Annotated in this window: 16 protein-coding genes; 8 read left to right on the top strand and 8 right to left on the bottom strand. The window is 67.6% G+C overall.

Features of this window, described 5'->3' with window-relative positions; translation table 11 throughout:
- Positions 1 to 29: 29 nt before the first annotated feature.
- Entirely contained in the window at positions 30 to 1,754 is a 1,725-nt protein-coding gene (ctaD, locus tag B9C43_RS19115; protein WP_235038719.1) for an aa3-type cytochrome oxidase subunit I, read from the bottom strand.
- 170 nt (positions 1,755 to 1,924) lie between these two features.
- Between ctaD and B9C43_RS60120 the strand changes: the two genes are divergently transcribed.
- A complete protein-coding gene (locus B9C43_RS60120; protein WP_143446451.1) occupies positions 1,925 to 2,251 on the top strand; it encodes an alpha/beta fold hydrolase in 327 nt (108 codons plus the stop codon).
- A 162-nt stretch (positions 2,252 to 2,413) separates the two neighbouring features.
- On the opposite strand, the gene B9C43_RS19110 is transcribed toward B9C43_RS60120, so the two are convergent.
- Positions 2,414 to 3,307: a LysR family transcriptional regulator gene (locus B9C43_RS19110; RefSeq protein WP_084428345.1), complete on the bottom strand. Its 894-nt coding sequence runs from the start codon at positions 3,305 to 3,307 to the stop codon at positions 2,414 to 2,416.
- A gap of 93 nt (positions 3,308 to 3,400) precedes the next feature.
- On the opposite strand from B9C43_RS19110, the gene B9C43_RS19105 reads away from it, so the two are divergent.
- Entirely contained in the window at positions 3,401 to 4,150 is a 750-nt protein-coding gene (locus B9C43_RS19105; RefSeq protein WP_327222593.1) for an SDR family NAD(P)-dependent oxidoreductase, read from the top strand.
- A gap of 81 nt (positions 4,151 to 4,231) precedes the next feature.
- On the opposite strand, the gene B9C43_RS19100 is transcribed toward B9C43_RS19105, so the two are convergent.
- Positions 4,232 to 5,443 (bottom strand): cytochrome P450, encoded by a 1,212-nt coding sequence (locus B9C43_RS19100; RefSeq protein WP_084428343.1) that lies wholly within the window; start codon positions 5,441 to 5,443, stop codon positions 4,232 to 4,234.
- An 85-nt stretch (positions 5,444 to 5,528) separates the two neighbouring features.
- Between B9C43_RS19100 and B9C43_RS19095 the strand changes: the two genes are divergently transcribed.
- Positions 5,529 to 6,191, top strand: a complete 663-nt coding sequence (locus B9C43_RS19095; RefSeq protein ID WP_235038718.1) for a TetR/AcrR family transcriptional regulator — start codon at positions 5,529 to 5,531, stop codon at positions 6,189 to 6,191.
- A gap of 14 nt (positions 6,192 to 6,205) precedes the next feature.
- On the opposite strand, the gene B9C43_RS58525 is transcribed toward B9C43_RS19095, so the two are convergent.
- A complete protein-coding gene (locus tag B9C43_RS58525; protein ID WP_235038717.1) occupies positions 6,206 to 6,895 on the bottom strand; it encodes a MerR family transcriptional regulator in 690 nt (229 codons plus the stop codon).
- Positions 6,892 to 7,899 (bottom strand): ketoacyl-ACP synthase III family protein, encoded by a 1,008-nt coding sequence (locus B9C43_RS19085; protein ID WP_084428342.1) that lies wholly within the window; start codon positions 7,897 to 7,899, stop codon positions 6,892 to 6,894. The genes B9C43_RS58525 and B9C43_RS19085 overlap by 4 nt, the downstream gene beginning before the upstream one ends.
- A gap of 136 nt (positions 7,900 to 8,035) precedes the next feature.
- On the opposite strand from B9C43_RS19085, the gene B9C43_RS19080 reads away from it, so the two are divergent.
- Both B9C43_RS19080 and B9C43_RS19075 read left to right on the top strand, forming a co-directional pair.
- On the top strand, positions 8,036 to 9,196 hold the full coding sequence (locus tag B9C43_RS19080) for a cytochrome P450 (RefSeq protein WP_143446450.1): 1,161 nt from the start codon (positions 8,036 to 8,038) through the stop codon (positions 9,194 to 9,196).
- A gap of 122 nt (positions 9,197 to 9,318) precedes the next feature.
- Positions 9,319 to 9,855, top strand: a complete 537-nt coding sequence (locus tag B9C43_RS19075; RefSeq protein ID WP_143446449.1) for a hypothetical protein — start codon at positions 9,319 to 9,321, stop codon at positions 9,853 to 9,855.
- A gap of 25 nt (positions 9,856 to 9,880) precedes the next feature.
- Here the strand turns inward: B9C43_RS19075 and B9C43_RS19070 are convergent, their stop codons facing one another.
- Positions 9,881 to 10,720 carry a DMT family transporter gene (locus tag B9C43_RS19070; protein WP_084429047.1) on the bottom strand — a complete coding sequence of 280 codons (840 nt, stop codon included), beginning with the start codon at positions 10,718 to 10,720 and terminating at the stop codon, positions 9,881 to 9,883.
- Between the two features lie 83 nt (positions 10,721 to 10,803).
- On the opposite strand from B9C43_RS19070, the gene pdxR reads away from it, so the two are divergent.
- The gene (pdxR, locus tag B9C43_RS19065; protein ID WP_084428340.1) at positions 10,804 to 12,234 is read left to right on the top strand and encodes a MocR-like pyridoxine biosynthesis transcription factor PdxR; all 1,431 of its coding nucleotides are present in this window, start codon (positions 10,804 to 10,806) and stop codon (positions 12,232 to 12,234) included.
- On the opposite strand, the gene B9C43_RS19060 is transcribed toward pdxR, so the two are convergent.
- Positions 12,173 to 14,683, bottom strand: coding sequence for a UbiA family prenyltransferase (locus B9C43_RS19060; RefSeq protein ID WP_084428339.1), 2,511 nt, complete (start codon positions 14,681 to 14,683; stop codon positions 12,173 to 12,175). The genes pdxR and B9C43_RS19060 overlap by 62 nt on opposite strands.
- Entirely contained in the window at positions 14,674 to 15,711 is a 1,038-nt protein-coding gene (locus B9C43_RS19055) for a polyprenyl synthetase family protein (protein WP_160096582.1), read from the bottom strand. Before B9C43_RS19055 ends, B9C43_RS19060 begins: the two co-directional genes overlap by 10 nt.
- A 227-nt stretch (positions 15,712 to 15,938) precedes the next feature.
- On the opposite strand from B9C43_RS19055, the gene B9C43_RS19050 reads away from it, so the two are divergent.
- Together B9C43_RS19050 and B9C43_RS19045 are read left to right on the top strand one after the other, a co-directional pair.
- Positions 15,939 to 17,699 (top strand): 1-deoxy-D-xylulose-5-phosphate synthase, encoded by a 1,761-nt coding sequence (locus tag B9C43_RS19050; protein WP_084428337.1) that lies wholly within the window; start codon positions 15,939 to 15,941, stop codon positions 17,697 to 17,699.
- A partial coding sequence (locus tag B9C43_RS19045) for a flavodoxin-dependent (E)-4-hydroxy-3-methylbut-2-enyl-diphosphate synthase (protein WP_160096580.1) occupies positions 17,696 to 18,253 on the top strand: 558 nt, incomplete at its 3' end. The genes B9C43_RS19050 and B9C43_RS19045, both read left to right, overlap by 4 nt.

Raw genomic sequence — 18,253 nt, 5'->3', positions numbered from 1 at the left:
GGGTCGGGTGATCGTTGATCGCCCGCGGGTCACTTTTCGCGTGGGTCACCGGCTCCGTCGTCCCCTTGGGCTTTGGCCGCGCCGATCTCCGAGGGCGCGGCCGCGCGGCTGCTCTGGCCTTTGCCTGAATGTGCTTCGGCGCGGATGCGTTCGACCATGTGCGGGTAGTGCAGTTCGAACGCCGGGCGTTCGGAGCGGATCTTCGGCAGTTCCAGGAAGTTGTGCCGCGGCGGCGGGCTGCTGGTGGCCCATTCCAGTGAATTGCCGAAGCCCCACGGGTCGTCCGCGTCAGCGCGTTGGCCGTACCGGTAGCTCTTGACCACGTTCCAGATGAACGGCAGGACGGACGCGCCAAGCACGTAGGAGCCGATGGTGGAGATGACGTGCAGGGTGGTGAACTCGTCGGACGGCAGGTAGTCGGCGTAGCGGCGCGGCATGCCCTCGTTGCCCAGCCAGTGCTGGACGAGGAACGTCATGTGGAAGCCGAGGAACGTGGTCCAGAAGTGCAGCTTGCCCAGTGTCTCGTCCAGGTGCCTGCCGGTGATCTTGGGGAACCAGAAGTAGATCCCGGCGAACGTGGCGAACACGATCGTGCCGAACAGCACGTAGTGGAAGTGCGCGACCACGAAGTACGTGTCGTGCACGTGGAAGTTGATCGGCGGTGACGCGAGCAGGACCCCGGTCAGGCCGCCGAGCAGGAACGTCACCAGGAAGCCGACCGAGAACAGCATCGGCGTCCGCATGGTGAGTGTGCCCTTCCACATGGTCAGGCTCCAGTTGAAGAACTTCACCCCGGTCGGCACCGCGATCAGGAACGTCATGAACGCGAAGAACGGCAACAACACCGCGCCGGTGGCGAACATGTGGTGCGCCCACACCACCACCGACAGGGTCGTGATCGACACCGTCGCCCACACCAGGGCCTTGTACCCGAACAAGGGTTTCCGGCTGAACACCGGGATGATCTCGGACACGATGCCGAAGTACGGCAGGGCGACGATGTAGACCTCGGGATGGCCGAAGAACCAGAACATGTGCTGGAACATGATCGCGCCGCCGTTGGCGGGGTCGAACACGTGCGCCCCGAGGTGCCGGTCGGCCAGCAACCCGAACAACGCGGCGGTGAAGACCGGGAACGCGATCAGTACGAGGATGCTGGTGAAGAAGATGTTCCAGGTGAAGATCGGCATCCGCCACATCGTCATCCCCGGCGCACGCAGGCACACCACGGTGGTGATCATGTTGACCGCGCCGAGGATCGTGGACAGGCCACCGATGATCAGCCCGACGTTCCACAGATCGCTGCCCACCCCGGGCGAATGCGTGTCCAGCGAAAGCGGTGTGTACGCAGTCCAGCCGAAGTCCGCCGCGCCACCCGGCGTGAGGAACCCGGACAGCGTGATGAGCCCACCGAACAGGTACAGCCAGTACGACATGGCGTTGAGCCGCGGAAAGGCCACGTCCGGTGAGCCGATCTGCAGCGGCAGCACGAAGTTGGCGAACCCGAACACGTTGGGCGTCGCATACAGCAGCATCATGATGGTGCCGTGCATGGTGAACAGCTGGTTGTACTGCTCCGGCGAGAGGAACTGCAGGCCCGGCCAGCCCAGCTCGGTGCGCATCAGCAACGCCATCAGCCCACCGGCCATGAAGAACCCGAACGACGTCATCAGGTACAACACGCCGATCTGCTTGTGATCGGTCGTCCGGAACCACTGAAGGAACGCCTTGCCCTTGACCGGCCTGCTTGTCACGGAGTGAACCTCGACAGGTTTCGGTGCGATGGTCACGGCACTCTCCAACCGAGTGATACGGCAGCGACCTCGCGCGATTACCCGTGGCTGTGGGCGGCAAACCTCTCTACTTTCCGGAATTGGCGTGAGTCGGTCTCCGCGCGGACACTGGAAGTCACGCCGGACCACCCGTGGTGCTGATCCCGGGCCTGGCTGCGCTGGGGTACCTGATCGACACGCTGCTCGGCTGTTCGGCACGTTCCCAATCGTTCCTGGTGGACGTGCCCGGTTTCGGCTACCGCGGGCCCAAGCCGTGCGCGCCGGAGGTGCCTGCCATCACCGATCTTGTCTGCGCCTGGTTGCGATCAGTCTCCAGTCGACCGGTTGTCCTGTTCGGACACTCGACGGGCGCGGTATATCCGGTCAGCGCAACGGGACGAACCCGAGCAACTGATCGGGTCCATCGCCTGCCCAGTCACAGTCCTGCGAGGCCGGTACGACGCTTTCAGTACCGATGACTGGTGCCGTGAACTGGTCAGCGCCGCGCGAGACGGGCAGCTGGTCACCGTTCCCGGTGCGCACACTTTTCCCTTTCGCCGCGCCGGTTTGACCACGGCGCTCATCGCCCAAGCGGCTCAGCCAGTATCAGACACAACGCACTGAGCGCCGCGAGCAACGGATCATCGCTGGACCGGCTCGGGGAAGGCGGCACGGATCCGGTGCAAGACCTGCCCGAGGTCGCCGTCATTGTCGCGGGACGAACGCCACGCTAGGAACGTCGTGGTGGCTGTCCTCGGAGCGAGAGGCTTGACCACCACTCCTGGCACGACGACGTACTGGTGCCAAGGCGCAGCAGGGTCCACGGGGACGAAGCAGCAGTGACCGCCGCCCGCGATCAGGGCCGCGAACCCGCCGACGATGTCGAACTCGACCGCGAGGACGTCCCGTGCCGCGGCGCCGTACCGTTCCATCGCGGCGTTGCTGATGTCGGTCGCGGCTGGCAGGAGCAGCGTCAGCTCCGCGAGAGTCTCCACTGACGCGGCGCTCAGCTGCGTGTACCTCTCCTCCGCGGGGAGCGCGACTCCCATGGTTTCGACCAGGATGGGCAGGGACGACAGACTTCGATGGTCCACCGGCGCGTGGACGATTCCGAGGTCGATGTCGCCGGCAAGGAGCGCGCCGAGCTGCGTGTGTGAGATCAACGGGCGCAGTCGCACGTCGACCTCGGCGTCATCGCCGCTGGCAGCGGTCGCGATCTGGCGGAGCACGTCGTGCGGAACGGATCGAAAGGCAAGGGTGACATCCGCCCTGCCGCGCGCTCGCTTGTGCATCTCACGGGCCAGTGAGTCCACCTCCGTGATCGCGCGCTCGGCCCGTGGCACCAAGGCCATGCCCAGGACCGTGAGCTCGACCTTGCGGGTGTGCCGGGTGAACAGCTGACCACCGATTTCGGCTTCCAGCTGCTGGATCGCCCTGCTCAAGGGCGATGGCGCGAGGTGCAGCCGTTGCGCTGCCCGCCCGAAGTTCAGGGTCTCCGCGACCGCGAGGAAGTACCGCAGGTGCCTCAGTTCCACCGCCGAATTATTGCGGTCTGGGCAATAGAGCGCGACTCAATGGGACGTGGACGTGCATGACTGTTGCGCATACGGTCCTATTGAGACTAGGAGATGAGAATGACTGGTTCGGTTGCATTGGTGACGGGTGCGAACAAGAGCATCGGATACGAGGTTGTCCGTGAACTCGCCCGCCGCGGAATGACGGTCTACCTGGGTAGCCGCAATGAGCAGGCGGGCCACGCCGCTGCGGAAACTCTCAAGGACGAGGGTGATGTCCGCCCTGTCCGTCTTGACGTCACAGACCGCGAGACCATGGAAGCGGCCATCGAGCTCGTTCGGTCCAATCACGGCTGTCTGGATGTGCTGGTCAACAACGCCGCTGCGAGCGGAGTGGGAAACGACATCCTGACCACCGAGATGGACGACGTGAAGTCTCTTTTCGAGACCAATGTCTGGGGCCCGGTCGTGCTGGTGCAGCTCGCGGCCCCCTTGTTGCGGGCGGCCAAGGCGGCTCGGATCGTGAATGTCTCGAGCAGTGCGGGGAGTTTCGACTATCTCGTGGGCCGGGGCAAGTACAGCGCTTTGTCGAGCCGCTGGGGCGCGGAAATGGTCAAGCCCTTCGGTTACTGCACGTCGAAAACGGCATTGAACGCCGCCACTGTGCTCCTTGCGGATGCGTTCAGAAAAGACGGCGTCAAGGTGAATGCCGCGAACCCGGGTCTGGTGAAGAGCGCGCTCAGCCAATTCGCCGGGGAACGCGGGCCGGAAGAAGGAGCCAAGATCATCGTTCGCCTCGCCACGCTGCCGGACGATGGGCCGACCGGAGGCTTTTTCGAACAGGACGGCGAGGTTTCCTGGTAGTCGGAAGAGCTGCCGACCAATGAGCCCCTGCTCGCCGAGCAGGGGCTCACGGTTGTTGAAAACGTTGCTGTTGCGCGGAAATCACCAGGTCACGGGCAGCGCGGTGACACCGCCGGTGAGGGTGGTGCGCACCTCCAACTCGTCGAGCTGTTTCGCGAGGCGTAGACCGGGCAGGCGGCGGGCGAGGGTGGCGAAGACGACGCGCAACTCGGTGCGGGCCAGGCTCGCGCCGATGCAGAAGTGCCCGCCGTGGCCGAACCCCAGGTGGGGCTTTTCCGGACGGTCCGGGTTGAAGGTTTCGGCGTCGCTGTAGACCGAAGTGTCGCGGTTGGCGGCGTTGACCGACAGGATCACGGCGTCACCGCGGTTGATCGTGACGCCGGCGACGTCGAGGTCGACGTGGGCGTAGCGCAGCAGACCGAGGTCGCCGGGCGCGCCGAGCCGCATGATCTCCTCGACGGTGGCGTTGACCCGGCCGTCCGGGTCGGCGGCCAGAGCCTGCCATTGGTCGGGGCGGGTGAGCAGGAACAGTGTGCCGAGGCCGATGCGGTTGACCGTGGTTTCGTGGCCTGCGAACAGAAGCCCCACGCACAGCCTGATCATCTCGGCGTAGTCGTAGGTCTCGTCGGCGCTTTGTGCTCGTACGAGGTCGGAGATGACGTCCTCGCCGAGCTGGGAGCGTTTGGTCTCCACCAGGCCCACCATGTAGCGGCTGAACTCCTCGCGCGCCTTGTGGGCGTCGTCGCCGATGGCGAGGTTGGCCATGCGTTCGGACAGCGTGTGGAAGTATTCGCGGTCGTCCTCGGGTACGCCGAGCAGTCGGCAGATGACCGACACCGGCAGTGGGAAGGCCAGGCCGGTGTGCAGGTCGACGACCCCGTCCGGCGCGGCGGCGTGCTCGACGAGAAGCTGGTCGATGTAGCCGTCGACCAACTGCTGCATGTAGTCGTGCAGCATTCGCATCCGCTTTGCGGAGAATGCCGGGGTCAGCAGCCGGCGCATCCGGGTGTGGTCGGCTTCTTCGGTCTCGTAGTTGCCTGTGGGCCCGTCCTGTACCGCAGCGGTGGTGATGCGCGACGCCTTGTCCGGCTCGGGATGGGAGCGGCCGAGCCGCTTGTCGCTGAGCAGGTCGCGGACCTCCGTGAAGCGGGTGACCAGCCATGCGGGATCCCCGGCCGGTGTGGTGACCGGCGTGATCGGCATCTCGCGGCGCAACACCTCGTACAGCGGGGCCAGGTCGAGGACGTTCGGCCTGGGGAACGGCAACTGCAGACGCTCGGCGGCAACGCTCATGGTTCTCCTCCGGTGATCTTCCTACCACTCACCGTAGCACTTTGTTGGCAGTCACTGCCAATAAAAGGCATGCTTAGATCACCGGGTGGAGGCTGTGGCGGACGGCGGCTACGTGCCGCGACGGGGGCGGCCGCCGGTGAGCGATGAGCAACGGCAGCAGCAACGCCTCGAAATCTCACGGCACGCGGTGCGGCTGTTCGCCGAACAAGGAGTCGCCGCCACCTCCGGCGAGCAGATCGCACGGGCAGCTGGAGTTTCCGAACGCACGCTGTGGCGCTACTTTCCGACCAAGGAAAGCTGCGTGGAGCCGCTGCTGACGAAGATGATCGACGCCTTCCAGTCGGTCCTGCGCGCATGGCCGCCCGACCTCGACCTGATCGAGCACCTGCGAGCGGCCTACATGCCCGTCCTCGACTCGTCCAGCGCGGACATCGCAGCAGTGCTCGCTGTGGTCCGGATGACCCATGACGAACCGGCGTTGCGCGCCGCGTATCTGATGCTGCGCGAACGCTCGGAAGACACGTTCACTGAAGTGCTCGCCGAACGCATGGGTCTGCCGTCAGACACCTTCGAAGTCCGGGTGCAAGCCGCGGCGATGAACGCCGCGCTCAAAATCGCGACCGACCACCTCGCCCAAGCCACGGCGAACGAACGCATCACCCTCGAAACCATCGACCGGCACCGCGATCACACCGCGAACGCGATCAGCCTTGTCACACGACGACTTTCAGGCAACGGAAACAGCTGACACGCCGGTTCTTCTCACCGCGACGGCGTCCGGTCGTATGTCGTGTCGGCGAGGGCGGTCAGCTCGTCCAGGCAGTACTCCGCGCGTCGCGCCGAACCGTAACGGGTCAGCTTGCCTCGTCGGGCCCATTGCCGGACGGTGGCTTCGGGTACGCCAACGGCCAGGGCAGCTTCCTTAGTCGGGACGGTGCGCCGCTGTGCGTCTCGCGGCCGCAAGACAAGCCACTGCACCGGCTGAAGTTCGTGCCCTGCCTCGCATCCGACGGCCGCTCCGGACGGCTGGATGCGCACTGGAGCCTGGCATCCGTCGATCGGGCAGTGGCCAGTGAGCACCGCGTGGCCCGGTTCTTGTAGCACCTCGTACGCCGACGCGACCAGCTCCGACAGTTCGGCGACGAAGTCGGCGCCGCCGGGATGCCCGGCCAGCCAGTCGCGGTGTGCGGCGAGAAACCGGGCGAGTTCGGGAACAGTGCGGCGTGGCGCGGGCACTTCCCGCTCGGCCGACACCAAGCCTGCCCAGGAGGCCAGTACGCCGAGGATCCGCGCCCTGGCGTCGAACGCGGCCGCACGCAACGGCAACCCGGTCGCCCGTCGTCCAGTGTGTTCACGAACCACGCCACCGGCTCTCACCGGCTGCATGGCCACCTCGCAGCGGGAGTACAGCAGCGGGAGTGTGGACAGAGCGAGCAGCGCGTCATCGGTCATGCGATGTCCTCGCTGTCCTCCAGCATTTCCAGGACCGCCGAGGTGATGGTGTAGCCGGTGCCGCCGCCGAGCAGCAGGATGCGGTCGCCCTTGCGTGCCTTGCCGGTGGTGATCAGGTGGTGCAGACCGGCGAATTGGTCGCCGGTGCCGAGATGACCGGTGGTACGGCCGAACTCCCAGTTGGTGCGCTCGATCGGGACTTGGAGGAACCGGTCCGCGATGTCCGCTGCCCTGGCCGCGGTGGTGACCACGGGGATCGCGAATGCCAGGTCCGCCGCGGTGATCCCGGCCTCGTCGAGCACCCGGCGCAGCGACGAGGAGAACAACGCGGCCATCCTGCCGTAATGCTCCAGCATGGGGAGATCCTTGGCGTGGAAGCGTTTACGCATCGCGTCGAAGTCGACGGGCGGCTGCTGGGCGCCTGCGAACTCGCCGCCGCGCGCCTCCCCTTCCAGGGAGTTGTCCGCCATCGTCGACAACGACAGGATCCGGGCGAAACCGCTCGCGCCGCTCAGCACCAGCGCGCTGCCGCCGTCGGCGAGCACCGACTGGTCGCCGTACCACCTGCTGACCCACGGGCTGTCGAACCGGTCGCCGGTCGTGACGAGCACGGCGTCGTCCGGGCCCGTGACGAAACGGCGGCCGAGCTCGAGCGCTCCCATGGCCCCGTTGCACTCCTGGACCACGTCGAAAGACGGCACCTGTCGGCCGACCGTGTGCAGAGCGACGTACGGCGCCGCCTGCCAGTAGTGCGCACCCTGATAGTCCACATAGGAGTGAAACACCGCGCGGAACGTACCGATGTCACGGCCGGACGCCATGGCCAGCGCGCCCTGCCCGGCGATGGCGGCGAGCTCAGCCGGATAGCGCTCCGTCTCGACGCACGCCGAGCGGACTCCGTCCACCCGTGCCGACTCGGCGTCGTATCGGTTCGCCGCGATCGCTTCCTCGGCTGTCTGGCGGTCCGGCAGGCAGGTGCCGACACCCGCGACGTACAGGTTCACCTGGTCCCTCCCCTCACGAATGGTCGAACCGACCGTACGGCGCCGCTATTGGGTGGACGTTGAGTCCGCGTGGACGATCGAGCACTCCTGCCGGTGGAAGGGAGAGGCTGAAAGGCGAGTCCACAGTGGAGGTGCCGTGTACGAATTGCCGTTTCCGCCGGGTGACGATTCAGCCAAGCTGCCACCGCGGTACTACGACTTGCTCGACAACGAGCCGCTGACCAAGGTCCGCACGCCCGCAGGCGACGAAGCGTGGCTGGTGTGCGGATACGACCTCGTGCGGGAACTCGCCGCCAGCAGCTCGCTGCGGCGCGGCCACCGCAACCCGGAGTCGGCCGCGCGGATCAACAACTCGGTGGTCCAGGGTGGCCCGACGGAGGAGTTCGACGGCGAACTGGAACGCCATCGGCGCATGCGCAAGCTCCTCACGCCTGCCTTTTCCGCGAAACGGATGCTGGCACTGCAGGACAGCATCGAACAACGGGTCGACTCGTTGCTCGACGGCTTGGCCGCCCCGCCGGTCGACCTGCACGCCGGGCTGTCCGAACAGTTGCCCGCCATGGTCATCTGCGCCCTGGTCGGTGCCCCGCACCAGGACTACGAGCTGTTCCGGTCCTGGACCTCGCGGCTGTCGGGCACCGGTGACGCCGACGCCGGCCGGGCCGCCCAGATCGAGTTCGGTATCTACATGGCCGAGCTTCTGGAACGCAAGAAGCACGAGCCGAGCGAGGACGTCTTCTCGGACCTGGCGGGCGAGGCCGATCTCCCGGAAGCCGCCCGGCTCGCGGCCGCGCTGCTGTTCGCCGGTTACGAGACGACGATGAGCCGGATCGACCTCGGCACCCTGCTGTTCACTCGCAATCCCGCGCAGTGGCGCAAGCTGACCGCCGAACCTGGCCTCGTCACCAGTGCCGTCGAGGAGATCCTGCGGATGGTGACGACGAACATCCAGGACACCGGGGGTGCCGTCCGATACGCGGCCGAGGACATCCCGATCGCCGGAACGACCATCTCCTCGGGGGACGCCGTCCTGCTCGCGTACCACGCCGCGAACCGGGATCCCCGCGTGTTCGAGCGCCCAGACGAGTTCGACATCACCCGGTCGCCCAACCCACACCTCGGGTTCGGGTACGGCATGCGCTACTGCGTCGGCAGCACGCTCGCCCGGATTGAGCTACGTGCCGTGTTTGGCGCTTTGGCCAAGCGGTTTCCCGGCCTGCGGCTCGCTGAGGACCGGCTGCAGCGGCGTTCGGAGTCTGTCACCGGCGGTGTCACGGCGTTGGTCGTGACCTGGTGAAACGCGGCGGTCAACCCGCGGGTTCAAGGCCGGATTCCACCCCGGTTGCACCCCCGGGTTGATGCCTCACCAGGGGTGCGCTTCCTACCGTTGCGATCAACTCCGAGGAAATGGACTGCGCGATGTTGGAGACGTTGGACAAGATTTCGGACATCGTGGCCATTGTGGCCGGTGGCGCGTACATCGTCTGGTCGATCGTGCGCCGCCTGCGCGGGACGCCGATGTCGACGAAGCGGCTGTTCATCCTGCCCATCGTCTGCTTCGCCATCGGCATCTACATGGCCGCGAGCGACGTGGGCAAAGCGACCGCGCTGGACTGGGAACTGCTCGGAGTCTTCGTGCTCGCGGCGTACGGCGAAGGCCTGGCGCGCGGCGCCACCATCCGGCTCTACGAGCAAGACGGTGTCCCACACCAGAAGTACAACTGGCTCACGGTGACCATCTGGCTGTCACTGATCCCGTTGCGGGTCATCATGGTGGTGCTGGCCCAGCACTGGCACGCCGACGTGGCCGGAGGCACCGACATGGTGGGCATCTTGCTGGGCCTGACGTTCCTCGGCGAGGCTTCCGTGGTCATTCCCCGTGCCCGCCGGATGGGCCTCAACCTGAGCTTGTCGCCGAAGAAGGGCGCCGGGAAGGCCAAGGCGGTCCATTCCTGACCTAATACCTGCGCGGCGTCATGATTCAGCCGAGCGCCAGGGTGGCGATCGCGAGGGTGCAGATCCCGATGCCTGTTCGCTGTCCGGTGCTGATCCGCTCACGGAGCACGGTGGCCGCGAGCAGCACGGTGACGGCTGGGTATAGGGAGGCGAGGACTCCGGCGATGCCGAGGCTGGTCGCTCCGGTCGCGATCATGAACGCGAGGGTGCCTGCGGCGCCGAGCACACCGGAGGCGCTGCCCCAGCCGAGCACGCCACGGCGGGGCCGCCACGGCTGTCCGAGGAGCGTCGCGGTGCCCATGGTCAGGATCGCGCCGATCAGCTGGTTGGCGGCAAGTGGCAGCAGGCCCGCGTCATCCGGGATCTGGGCGAGTGCGATGAAGAGGATCCCGAAGCCCGCGCCCGCGATGGCGCCGTCGGTGAGCGCTCCCCGCACGCGCGCTGGTTGATCCGACGCGGTTTCGCGGGAGACCAGCCAGATCCCCGCGAGTGCGGCGAGCACACCGACCCAGACCAGCCAACTGGGACGCTCACCGAGGGCAACTCCCACCAGTACGGGGAAGAACGCGGCTCCGACCGCCGAGATCGGCGCCACGAGACCCATCCGTCCGCGGGCGAGCCCGCGGAACAGGAAGATGCTGCCGGTCGCGGAGCCGACTCCGGCCAGCAGCGCCCAGGCGAAGTCCGGTGTCGCCGGGTTGCCCGGCAGCAGCAGACCGGCCACGAGCATGGCGAGCGCGCCAGCGGCCTGCCCGACCAGAACGATCTGCCACGGGGAGTGCCGTCGCGAACCGACGCCGCCGATGAAGTCTGCGGCGCCGTATGCCAGAGCCGACGAGAGTGCCAGGACGATTCCGAGGTTCATGGCATCGAGCCTGGGGCCGATGCGGTCCACTCTGAAGGTCCACTTCCGGACCTGCGGAGCGGACCATTTGGTGTACTGGTGGCATGACGGTGGAATGGGCGCGCGGTGGCCCCGACCTTCTGGTGGTGCTGGACCGCGGCGCTGGTCCGCTGAGAATCCAGATCCAGGACCAGTTGCGGGCAGCGATCCGCGATCGACGGCTCGGTGCCGGAGAGAGCTTGCCGTCGACTCGACGCCTGGCCGAGTTGCTCGGCGTCTCCCGCGGCACGGTCGTCGACGTCTACGAGCAGTTGCTGGCCGAGGGGTACGTCGAGTCGACGGTCGGCTCCGGGACGCGGGTGGCTGAGATGCCGGCCGGGCCAGTCCGGCACTCGCCCGACGTCGTCGCGGCCTCGCCGTCCCGGCCGGCGGAGGTCGACTTCGAGTACGGCATCCCTGATCTGGGTTCGGTGCCGTTGACCGACTGGAGCTGGGCAGTTTCGGAGGCGACTCGGTCCCTGCCGACCGCCGAGCTGGGTGACGAGGACCCGGCTGGGTTGCGGCATTTGAGAGAGGTTGTCACCGCCTACCACCGTCGCGTTCGGTCAGGCTGCGCGGTCGCTGAGGATGCCGTCGTCGTCTCCGGTTTCCGGCAGGGACTGGCCTTCGCCCTCGCGACCCTGGCACAGCACGGCATCCAGCGCATCGCGCTGGAGGATCCGGGCCCTCGCGAGCACGACGTCATCGCGCGCCGCGCGGGTCTGGACGCCGTGCCGGTTCCGGTCGACGACCACGGCCTGGACGTGGGCCGCCTGCGTGAAACGGGGGCACGGGCGGTGTTGTTGACGCCAGCCCACCAGTGCCCCACCGGTGTCGCGCTCGGCCCATCACGGCGACGCGACCTGGTTGCCTGGGCGGACGAGGTCGACGGCGTGATCCTCGAGGACGACTACGACGCCGAGTTCCGATACGACCGTCAGCCGGTGGGCTCACTGCAGGGCCTCGCCCCGGCCCGCGTGATCGCTCTGGGATCGGTCAGCAAGACGCTCGCTCCCGCGATCCGGCTGGGCTGGGTGCTCGCGCCACCGCGGTTCACTCCGGGAATCGTCGAGGAGAAACGGCTCAGCTGCCGCGGCGCCCCCGGGCTGGACCAGGAAGCGCTGGCGCTGCTGATGGAGTCGGGCCGGTTCGACCGCCACTTGCGACGCGTGCGTGAGATCTACCGGGCACGCCGGGACGTGCTGGCGGCCGAAGCCGAACGCGCCTTCGGGCCGGGCCGCCTGCAAGGGCTGGCGGCTGGCTGTCACGCCCTGCTGCGCCTCCCTGACGGGACGTCCGAGCGGGCCGTCGTGGAGACAGCGGCGGCCATGGGCGTCCGGGTCAACGGACTCGCCGATTATCGGTCCGGGGACGCGGAAGACCCGCACTTGCCCGCCCTCGTGCTCGGCTTCGGCAACGTCAGCGAGCACCAGATCACCCGGGGCATCCGCGCACTGGCCACAGCTGTCCGGCACCAGACCCACGGGCGTGGGTGAGCAACTCGGCCACCCGGTCAGTGTCCACCGAGCCACGCTTGATCTCCGCCAACACGGCGTCAACGTCCGCGGTGTCGACCGTCAGCCCGCACTCGGCGGCCACGGCCACCACAGCCGACCGGCCGGAGTGCTTGCCCAGCACGATCTGGCGCTGCCGTCCCACCAGTTCCGGCGAGTACGGCTCATAAGTACTGGGATCACGAGAAATCCCGTCCACGTGCAGACCGCTTTCATGCACAAAGGCATGCGCCCCAACGACAGGCGCATAAGGCGGCACCCGGCCGCCGATGAGACCGGCGACGTGCCGTGCCAGCGGCTCCAGCAGCGGCAGCTCCAGGCCGGTGGAATGCCCCATGGCTGCCTCCAGCGCCATCACGACCTGCTCCAGCGGGGCGTTTCCGGCCCGCTCGCCGATACCCAGCACCGAGCACTGCACGCCCGAAGCGCCGCCCAGCAGACCGGCGAGCGAGTTCGCCGTGGCAAGGCCGAGGTCGTTGTGGCAGTGCACGGCCAGCGGCAGCGGGCAGCTCGCGCCCACTTTCTCCACCAGTTCACGCATCGTCCACGGCTGGGCGACGCCTGCGGTGTCCGCCAGACCCAGCGCGTCCGCGCCTGCTTCGGCGGCCGCGTCGTACACGGCGACCAGGACGTCCGGGTCGGTTCGGGTGGCGTCCTCCGCGGCGAACACCGCCTGCCTGCCCGCGGCCTTGACCCGCCGCACCGCGCGGTCTACTCGCCGTTTCAGCTCGTCCACGTCGATACGCAGCTTGTGCCGCAGGTGTGACTCGGACGTGCCGATGAACACCGCGACACTGTGCGCCCCAGCGTGCAGCGCGGCGTCCACGTCGGCGTCGGCTGGCCGGGCGATCACCTGGATCACCGCGTCCAAGTCGGCGTCCACGATGGCGCGGATCGCGGCGCTCTCCTCCTCGGACACCACCGGGAAGCCCACTTCGATCAGCGGGATGCCCAGCGCGACCAGTTGTCGCGCCAGATCCAGCTTCTGCGCGGGGCTGAACGCCACACCGGGCATCTGCTCGCCGTCGCGCAGTGTGGTGTCGCTGATGACCACGCGTTCGGGCAGCTCACCGGTGGGCAGCGGCTCGCGCGGCGCCGTGGTGACCCGGCCGGTGTGTCCGCGGAACTCGTTGAACAACTGGTTGAGCAGCATCATGTCGCGCGGTGGCGCTTGCATGCGCAGTGCCCGAGTCAGGTAGGCGCGGCGAGGATTGCTGGTGCCGTGCAAGAAAATGGCCGCGAACACCGCGCCGGTGGTCGTGATCGTCAGCCGCGGCAGCTCTGGCTCGACGCCGGTCAGCCGCCGTACCGTGCCGCCCGCGGTGCTCAACACGATCACCAGGTCCGGTTCGGACAGACGAACTTCGATCAGCCGTTCCCAGCCGGTCAGCGCGCGCAGCCCAGCCGGGCGGGCCGCCAGCTCGGCGACCTGACTATCCACAAAGGCAAGTACGGTGTCAGCGCCGACTGTCTCTGCGCGCTCTTCACCGGTGAGCTCGTGCCGTGCGCGCAGGACCCGTTGGCTGACCGATGCGCAGCACAACGCCAGCGCGGTGACCGGGATGCCGACCGCGAACCCGAAGCCCAGCGTGACGAACGCGCCAGCAAGCAACACCCGCTCGATCACGAGCACGGTATGCGCCCGGTAGGCCCGCAGCCGGGTCACCTCGTCCGTCCATAGTGGAACAATCGCAGCCATCGCGGTCACGACAGCAAGGGCGAACACCACAAAGGCCGCGGCGGTCACCTCGGTCGAGACCACCACCTGCAGCACCGCGAACAGATAGGCCACCAGGATGGCACTGGTAGCCACCCGGGCGCCGACCGCCATTCCCCGGCGCACAGGCAGCGTCTCGTAGCCCCCGGCGCGGTCACCGTCCACATCGCGCAAAGCGCCGACCAAGTTGGATCCGGTGTCGTGCAACCAAAACGCCGCAGCCAGGGGGAGTACCGTCACCGGCGGGAGGTCGGCGACGGTCATCGCCCCGAACAGACAAGCGAACGCCGAGATGAGCCCGCGCACCGCATTGCCCGCCAGGCCACGGCCCTTGAAGAAGGCGCTGTAGGCGATGCCCAGCAGCAGCGCGATGAGCACCAGGCCTATAGTTCGCCAGTTCACCGCGAGCCCGATCACCCCACCTGCGGCAGTGAGGCCGATCAGCATGGCCAGCGCAGTGCCTGCACGCATCCGCCCGGACGGGATCGGCCGGTGCGGTTTGGCAGTCGCGTCCAGCTTCCGGTCGAAGTAGTCGCCGCCGTACAGCCCGGCCAGCCAGCCCACCGTCGGTACGGCCCATGCGCACAACAACCGCAGCGTCGACGCGTGCGGATCGGTCAGCGCGGCACCGGCCAACCCCACCAGACCCACGTAACAAGCGGTGTACGGCCGCCACGTTTCGACGTGGGCGAAGACGATCTGCTTCAGCCGCATCGGTTCACAGCCGCCTGGGCGAAGTACGAAAGCGTTTCCTTGCTAGGCGATTCGGGCAGCACGTCGAGGACCTCGACAGCCCGGATGGCATAGCCCCGCGCGGCATCCGTGGCAGCCGCCACGCCTCCCGCTTCGCGCACCAGCGCCGAGACCGCGGCCAGCCGCTCGGCCGGATCCCCGCTGTCGCGCATGTGCCGGTCGAGCTCGTTGGCCACCGGCTCGCCGCCGAGTTCGCGCGCCAGCAGGAACGGCAGCGTCAGCCGCTGGTTGGTGATGTCGCTGGTGACCGCTTTGCCCATGGCGTCGCCATCGCTGGTGTACGCGAGCAGGTCGTCGTGGATCTGGAACGCCGAGCCGAGCAGTTCGCCGTAACTGCCGAGCGCGGCGCACCATTCGGCCGGGCCACCGCCGAGGATCGCGCCGCTGGCGCAGGCAGCGCGGAACAGCGCCGCCGTCTTCAGCCTGATCATCTCCAAATAGGACGGAACGTCACATACGTAGCCCGCGCACAGCTGAGCCTCCATGCTCTGGCCGCGGCACAGGTCGATCCCCGCCGCGGCGACCGCGGCCATCGCTTGTGCCACACGGTCGTCCGGCACTCCGCGTTCCCCGCATTCGGCCAGCGCGGCGAACAAGTAGAAGATCAGCGCGTCACCGGCCACGATCGCGTCGTCACGTCCGAAGGCCGCGTGCACCGACGGCCGGCCGCGGCGCATCGTGTCGCCGTCGATGATGTCGTCGTGGATGAGGCTGGCCACGTGTCCCGCCTCGGCACCGGCCGCGGCGGGCACCACCAGCGCGATGTTCGCCCCCACCGCGCCAGCCGACTCGAGCAGCAACAGCGGCCGGAACAGCTTTCCGCCGGGCACCAGCGCGTAGTGGCAGATCCGTTCGAGGGGGACACCCTTGCCGTTCCAGGTGCTCTCCAAGTGACTGCCCACGAGGGAAACCAGGTACTCGATCCGGTCGGAACGGTCGAGGATCGCCGTGCCGAAATCCTGTTTCCCCGTACTGTAAATGCTTTCCATAACCGTCCCATCACCGATGAGTTCGTCAGCCTGCCGAACGTAGAAAGCACGAGCACTCGGCGACAACGGTGTCCAACGGCGCAGCGGCGGTCGGCTCAATGCCGGGTCAACAACGCTGCAACACCAGGCAATACGTGTTGTTGCGGAAACATTGAGCGGCCACTTCGCGTCCTTGTCGCCCGCCGTGCCGGGGTCGTACGTTCCGCTCATCTCGAGGAGGACGACGCATGGCTTTGTTGAAAAGAATTCAAGGGCCGCGCGACCTTGATGGGCTTTCCGGGCCCGAACTCATCGCGCTGGCGGGCGAGATCCGCACCTTTCTGGTGGACGCGGTCTCCCGGTCCGGGGGTCATCTCGGGCCCAACCTCGGTGTTGTCGAGTTGACGCTGGCTCTGCACCGGGTCTTCGACTCGCCACGCGACATCCTGCTGTGGGACGTCGGCCACCAGTGCTACGTGCACAAAGTGCTGACCGGCAGGCAGGGCGGGTTCACCGGGTTGCGCGCCGCAGGCGGGTTGTCCGGCTACCCGAGCCGCAGTGAGTCGGAGCACGACGTCATCGAGAACTCGCACGCCTCCGCCGCACTGTCCTGGGCGGACGGCATCGCCAGGGCGCACGAGGTGCGGCAGGTCGAAGACCGCGCGGTGGTGACCATCGTCGGAGACGGCGCACTCACCGGTGGGATGGCGTGGGAGGCGTTGAACAACATCGCCGGTGCCGGGCGACCGGTCGTGGTGGTGTTGAACGACAACGGCCGCGCGTACGACCCGACCGTCGGCGGTCTGGCCCGGCACCTGACGGCACTGCGCGAAAAACCTTGTGACGGCGGGGTTTTCGCCGCACTGGGCATGGACTACGTGGGCCCGGTGGACGGACACGACATCGCCGCGATGGAGGTGGCACTGCGGGACGCTAGGTCCCGGGGCCGTCCCGTCGTTGTGCACTGCGTGACCCGGAAAGGCGCCGGATACCTGCCGTCCGAAACGGATCCGGCGGACCGGCACCACGCCATCGGCCCGTTCGACCGGCACACCGGCGTACCGATGACGACGCAGCCGTCCTGGACGTCGGTGTTCACCGACGAGATGATCAAGGTGGGCAACGAACGCGAGGACGTCGTCGCCATCACGGCCGCGATGCTGGGGCCCACCGGGCTTGCCCCGTTCGCTGAGCAGTACCCCAGCCGGTGTTTCGACGTCGGAATCGCGGAACAGCACGCGGCGGCGGCCGCCGCCGGGCTGGCCTATGGCGGGCTGCATCCCGTGGTGGCGGTGTACGCGACGTTTCTGAACCGCTGCTTCGACCAGGTGCTGATGGACGTCGCGCTGCACGGTGCCGGAGTGACGTTCGTATTGGACCGCGCGGGCCTCACCGGCGACGACGGCCCCAGCCACAACGGCATGTGGGATTTGTCGCTGCTGCAACTGGTTCCCGGCCTGCGAGTCGCGGTACCGCGCGACGCCGCGCAGCTGCGCGCCCAACTGCGTGAAGCGATCGAGGTGCGGGACGCTCCGACCGTGGTGCGCTTCCCGAAGGGCGCGGTGGGCACGGATATCGAGGCGATCGAACGGCACGGGCCGGTCGACGTGCTCAGCCGCGGCTCGCGTGCCGACGTGCTGCTGGTCGGCATCGGTCCGCTGGCAGGTGCGGCGGTGCAAGCCGGGGCATGCCTGGCGGAACTGGGGATCGGGGTGACTGTGGTGGATCCGCGCTGGATCCAGCCGGTACCCGCGGCGCTGGTCAGCATGGCGCTGGCGCATCGCGCCGTGGTGGTGGCCGCGGACAGCGGCCGTGCCGGTGGCCCTGGAAGCCTTTTGGCGCAAGCGATCCGGGACGCGGGAGCGTCCACACCGGTCACTGAGCTCGGCATTCCCCAGGTGTTCCACGAAACCGCGAAACGCGCCCGTTTGCTGGCCGACCTCGGTCTCACCGCCGAAGCGATCGTCGAAGCGTGCCGGGTCGCCGTCGAGAAAGGACAACCGTCGTGACGATCGCACTGGGCATGCCAGCGCTGCCGCCGCCGGTGCTGGCTGATCGCCGCAAAACCCGTCAGCTGCGCGTCGGAACGGTCGGCGTGGGCAGTGATCATCCGATCTCGGTGCAGTCGATGACGACCACGGTGACCGCGGACATCAACGCGACGTTGCAGCAGATCGCGGAGTTGACTGCGTCGGGTTGTGACATTGTGCGGGTGGCGTGTCCGTCGCAGGATGACGCGGAGGCGTTGCCGGCGATTGCGAAGAAGTCGCAGATCCCGGTGATCGCGGATATTCATTTTCAGCCGAAGTACGTGTTCGCCGCGATTGAGGCTGGGTGTGCGGCGGTGCGGGTGAACCCGGGCAACATCAAGAAGTTCGACGACAAGGTCAAGGAGATCGCCGCGGCGGCCAGGGATCATGGCACGCCGATCCGGATCGGGGTGAACGCGGGTTCGTTGGATCCGCGGTTGTTGGCCAAGTACGGCAAGGCCACGCCGGAGGCGTTGGTGGAGTCGGCGTTGTGGGAGGCGTCGCTGTTCGCCGAGCATGACTTTCATGACATC

The organism is Kibdelosporangium aridum, assembly GCF_900176515.1.
GTDB classification, from domain to species: Bacteria; Actinomycetota; Actinomycetes; order Mycobacteriales; family Pseudonocardiaceae; genus Kibdelosporangium; species Kibdelosporangium aridum.
The sequence above is the reverse complement of the archived record's forward strand: the minus strand, read 5'-3'. Positions and strand labels throughout refer to the sequence as shown.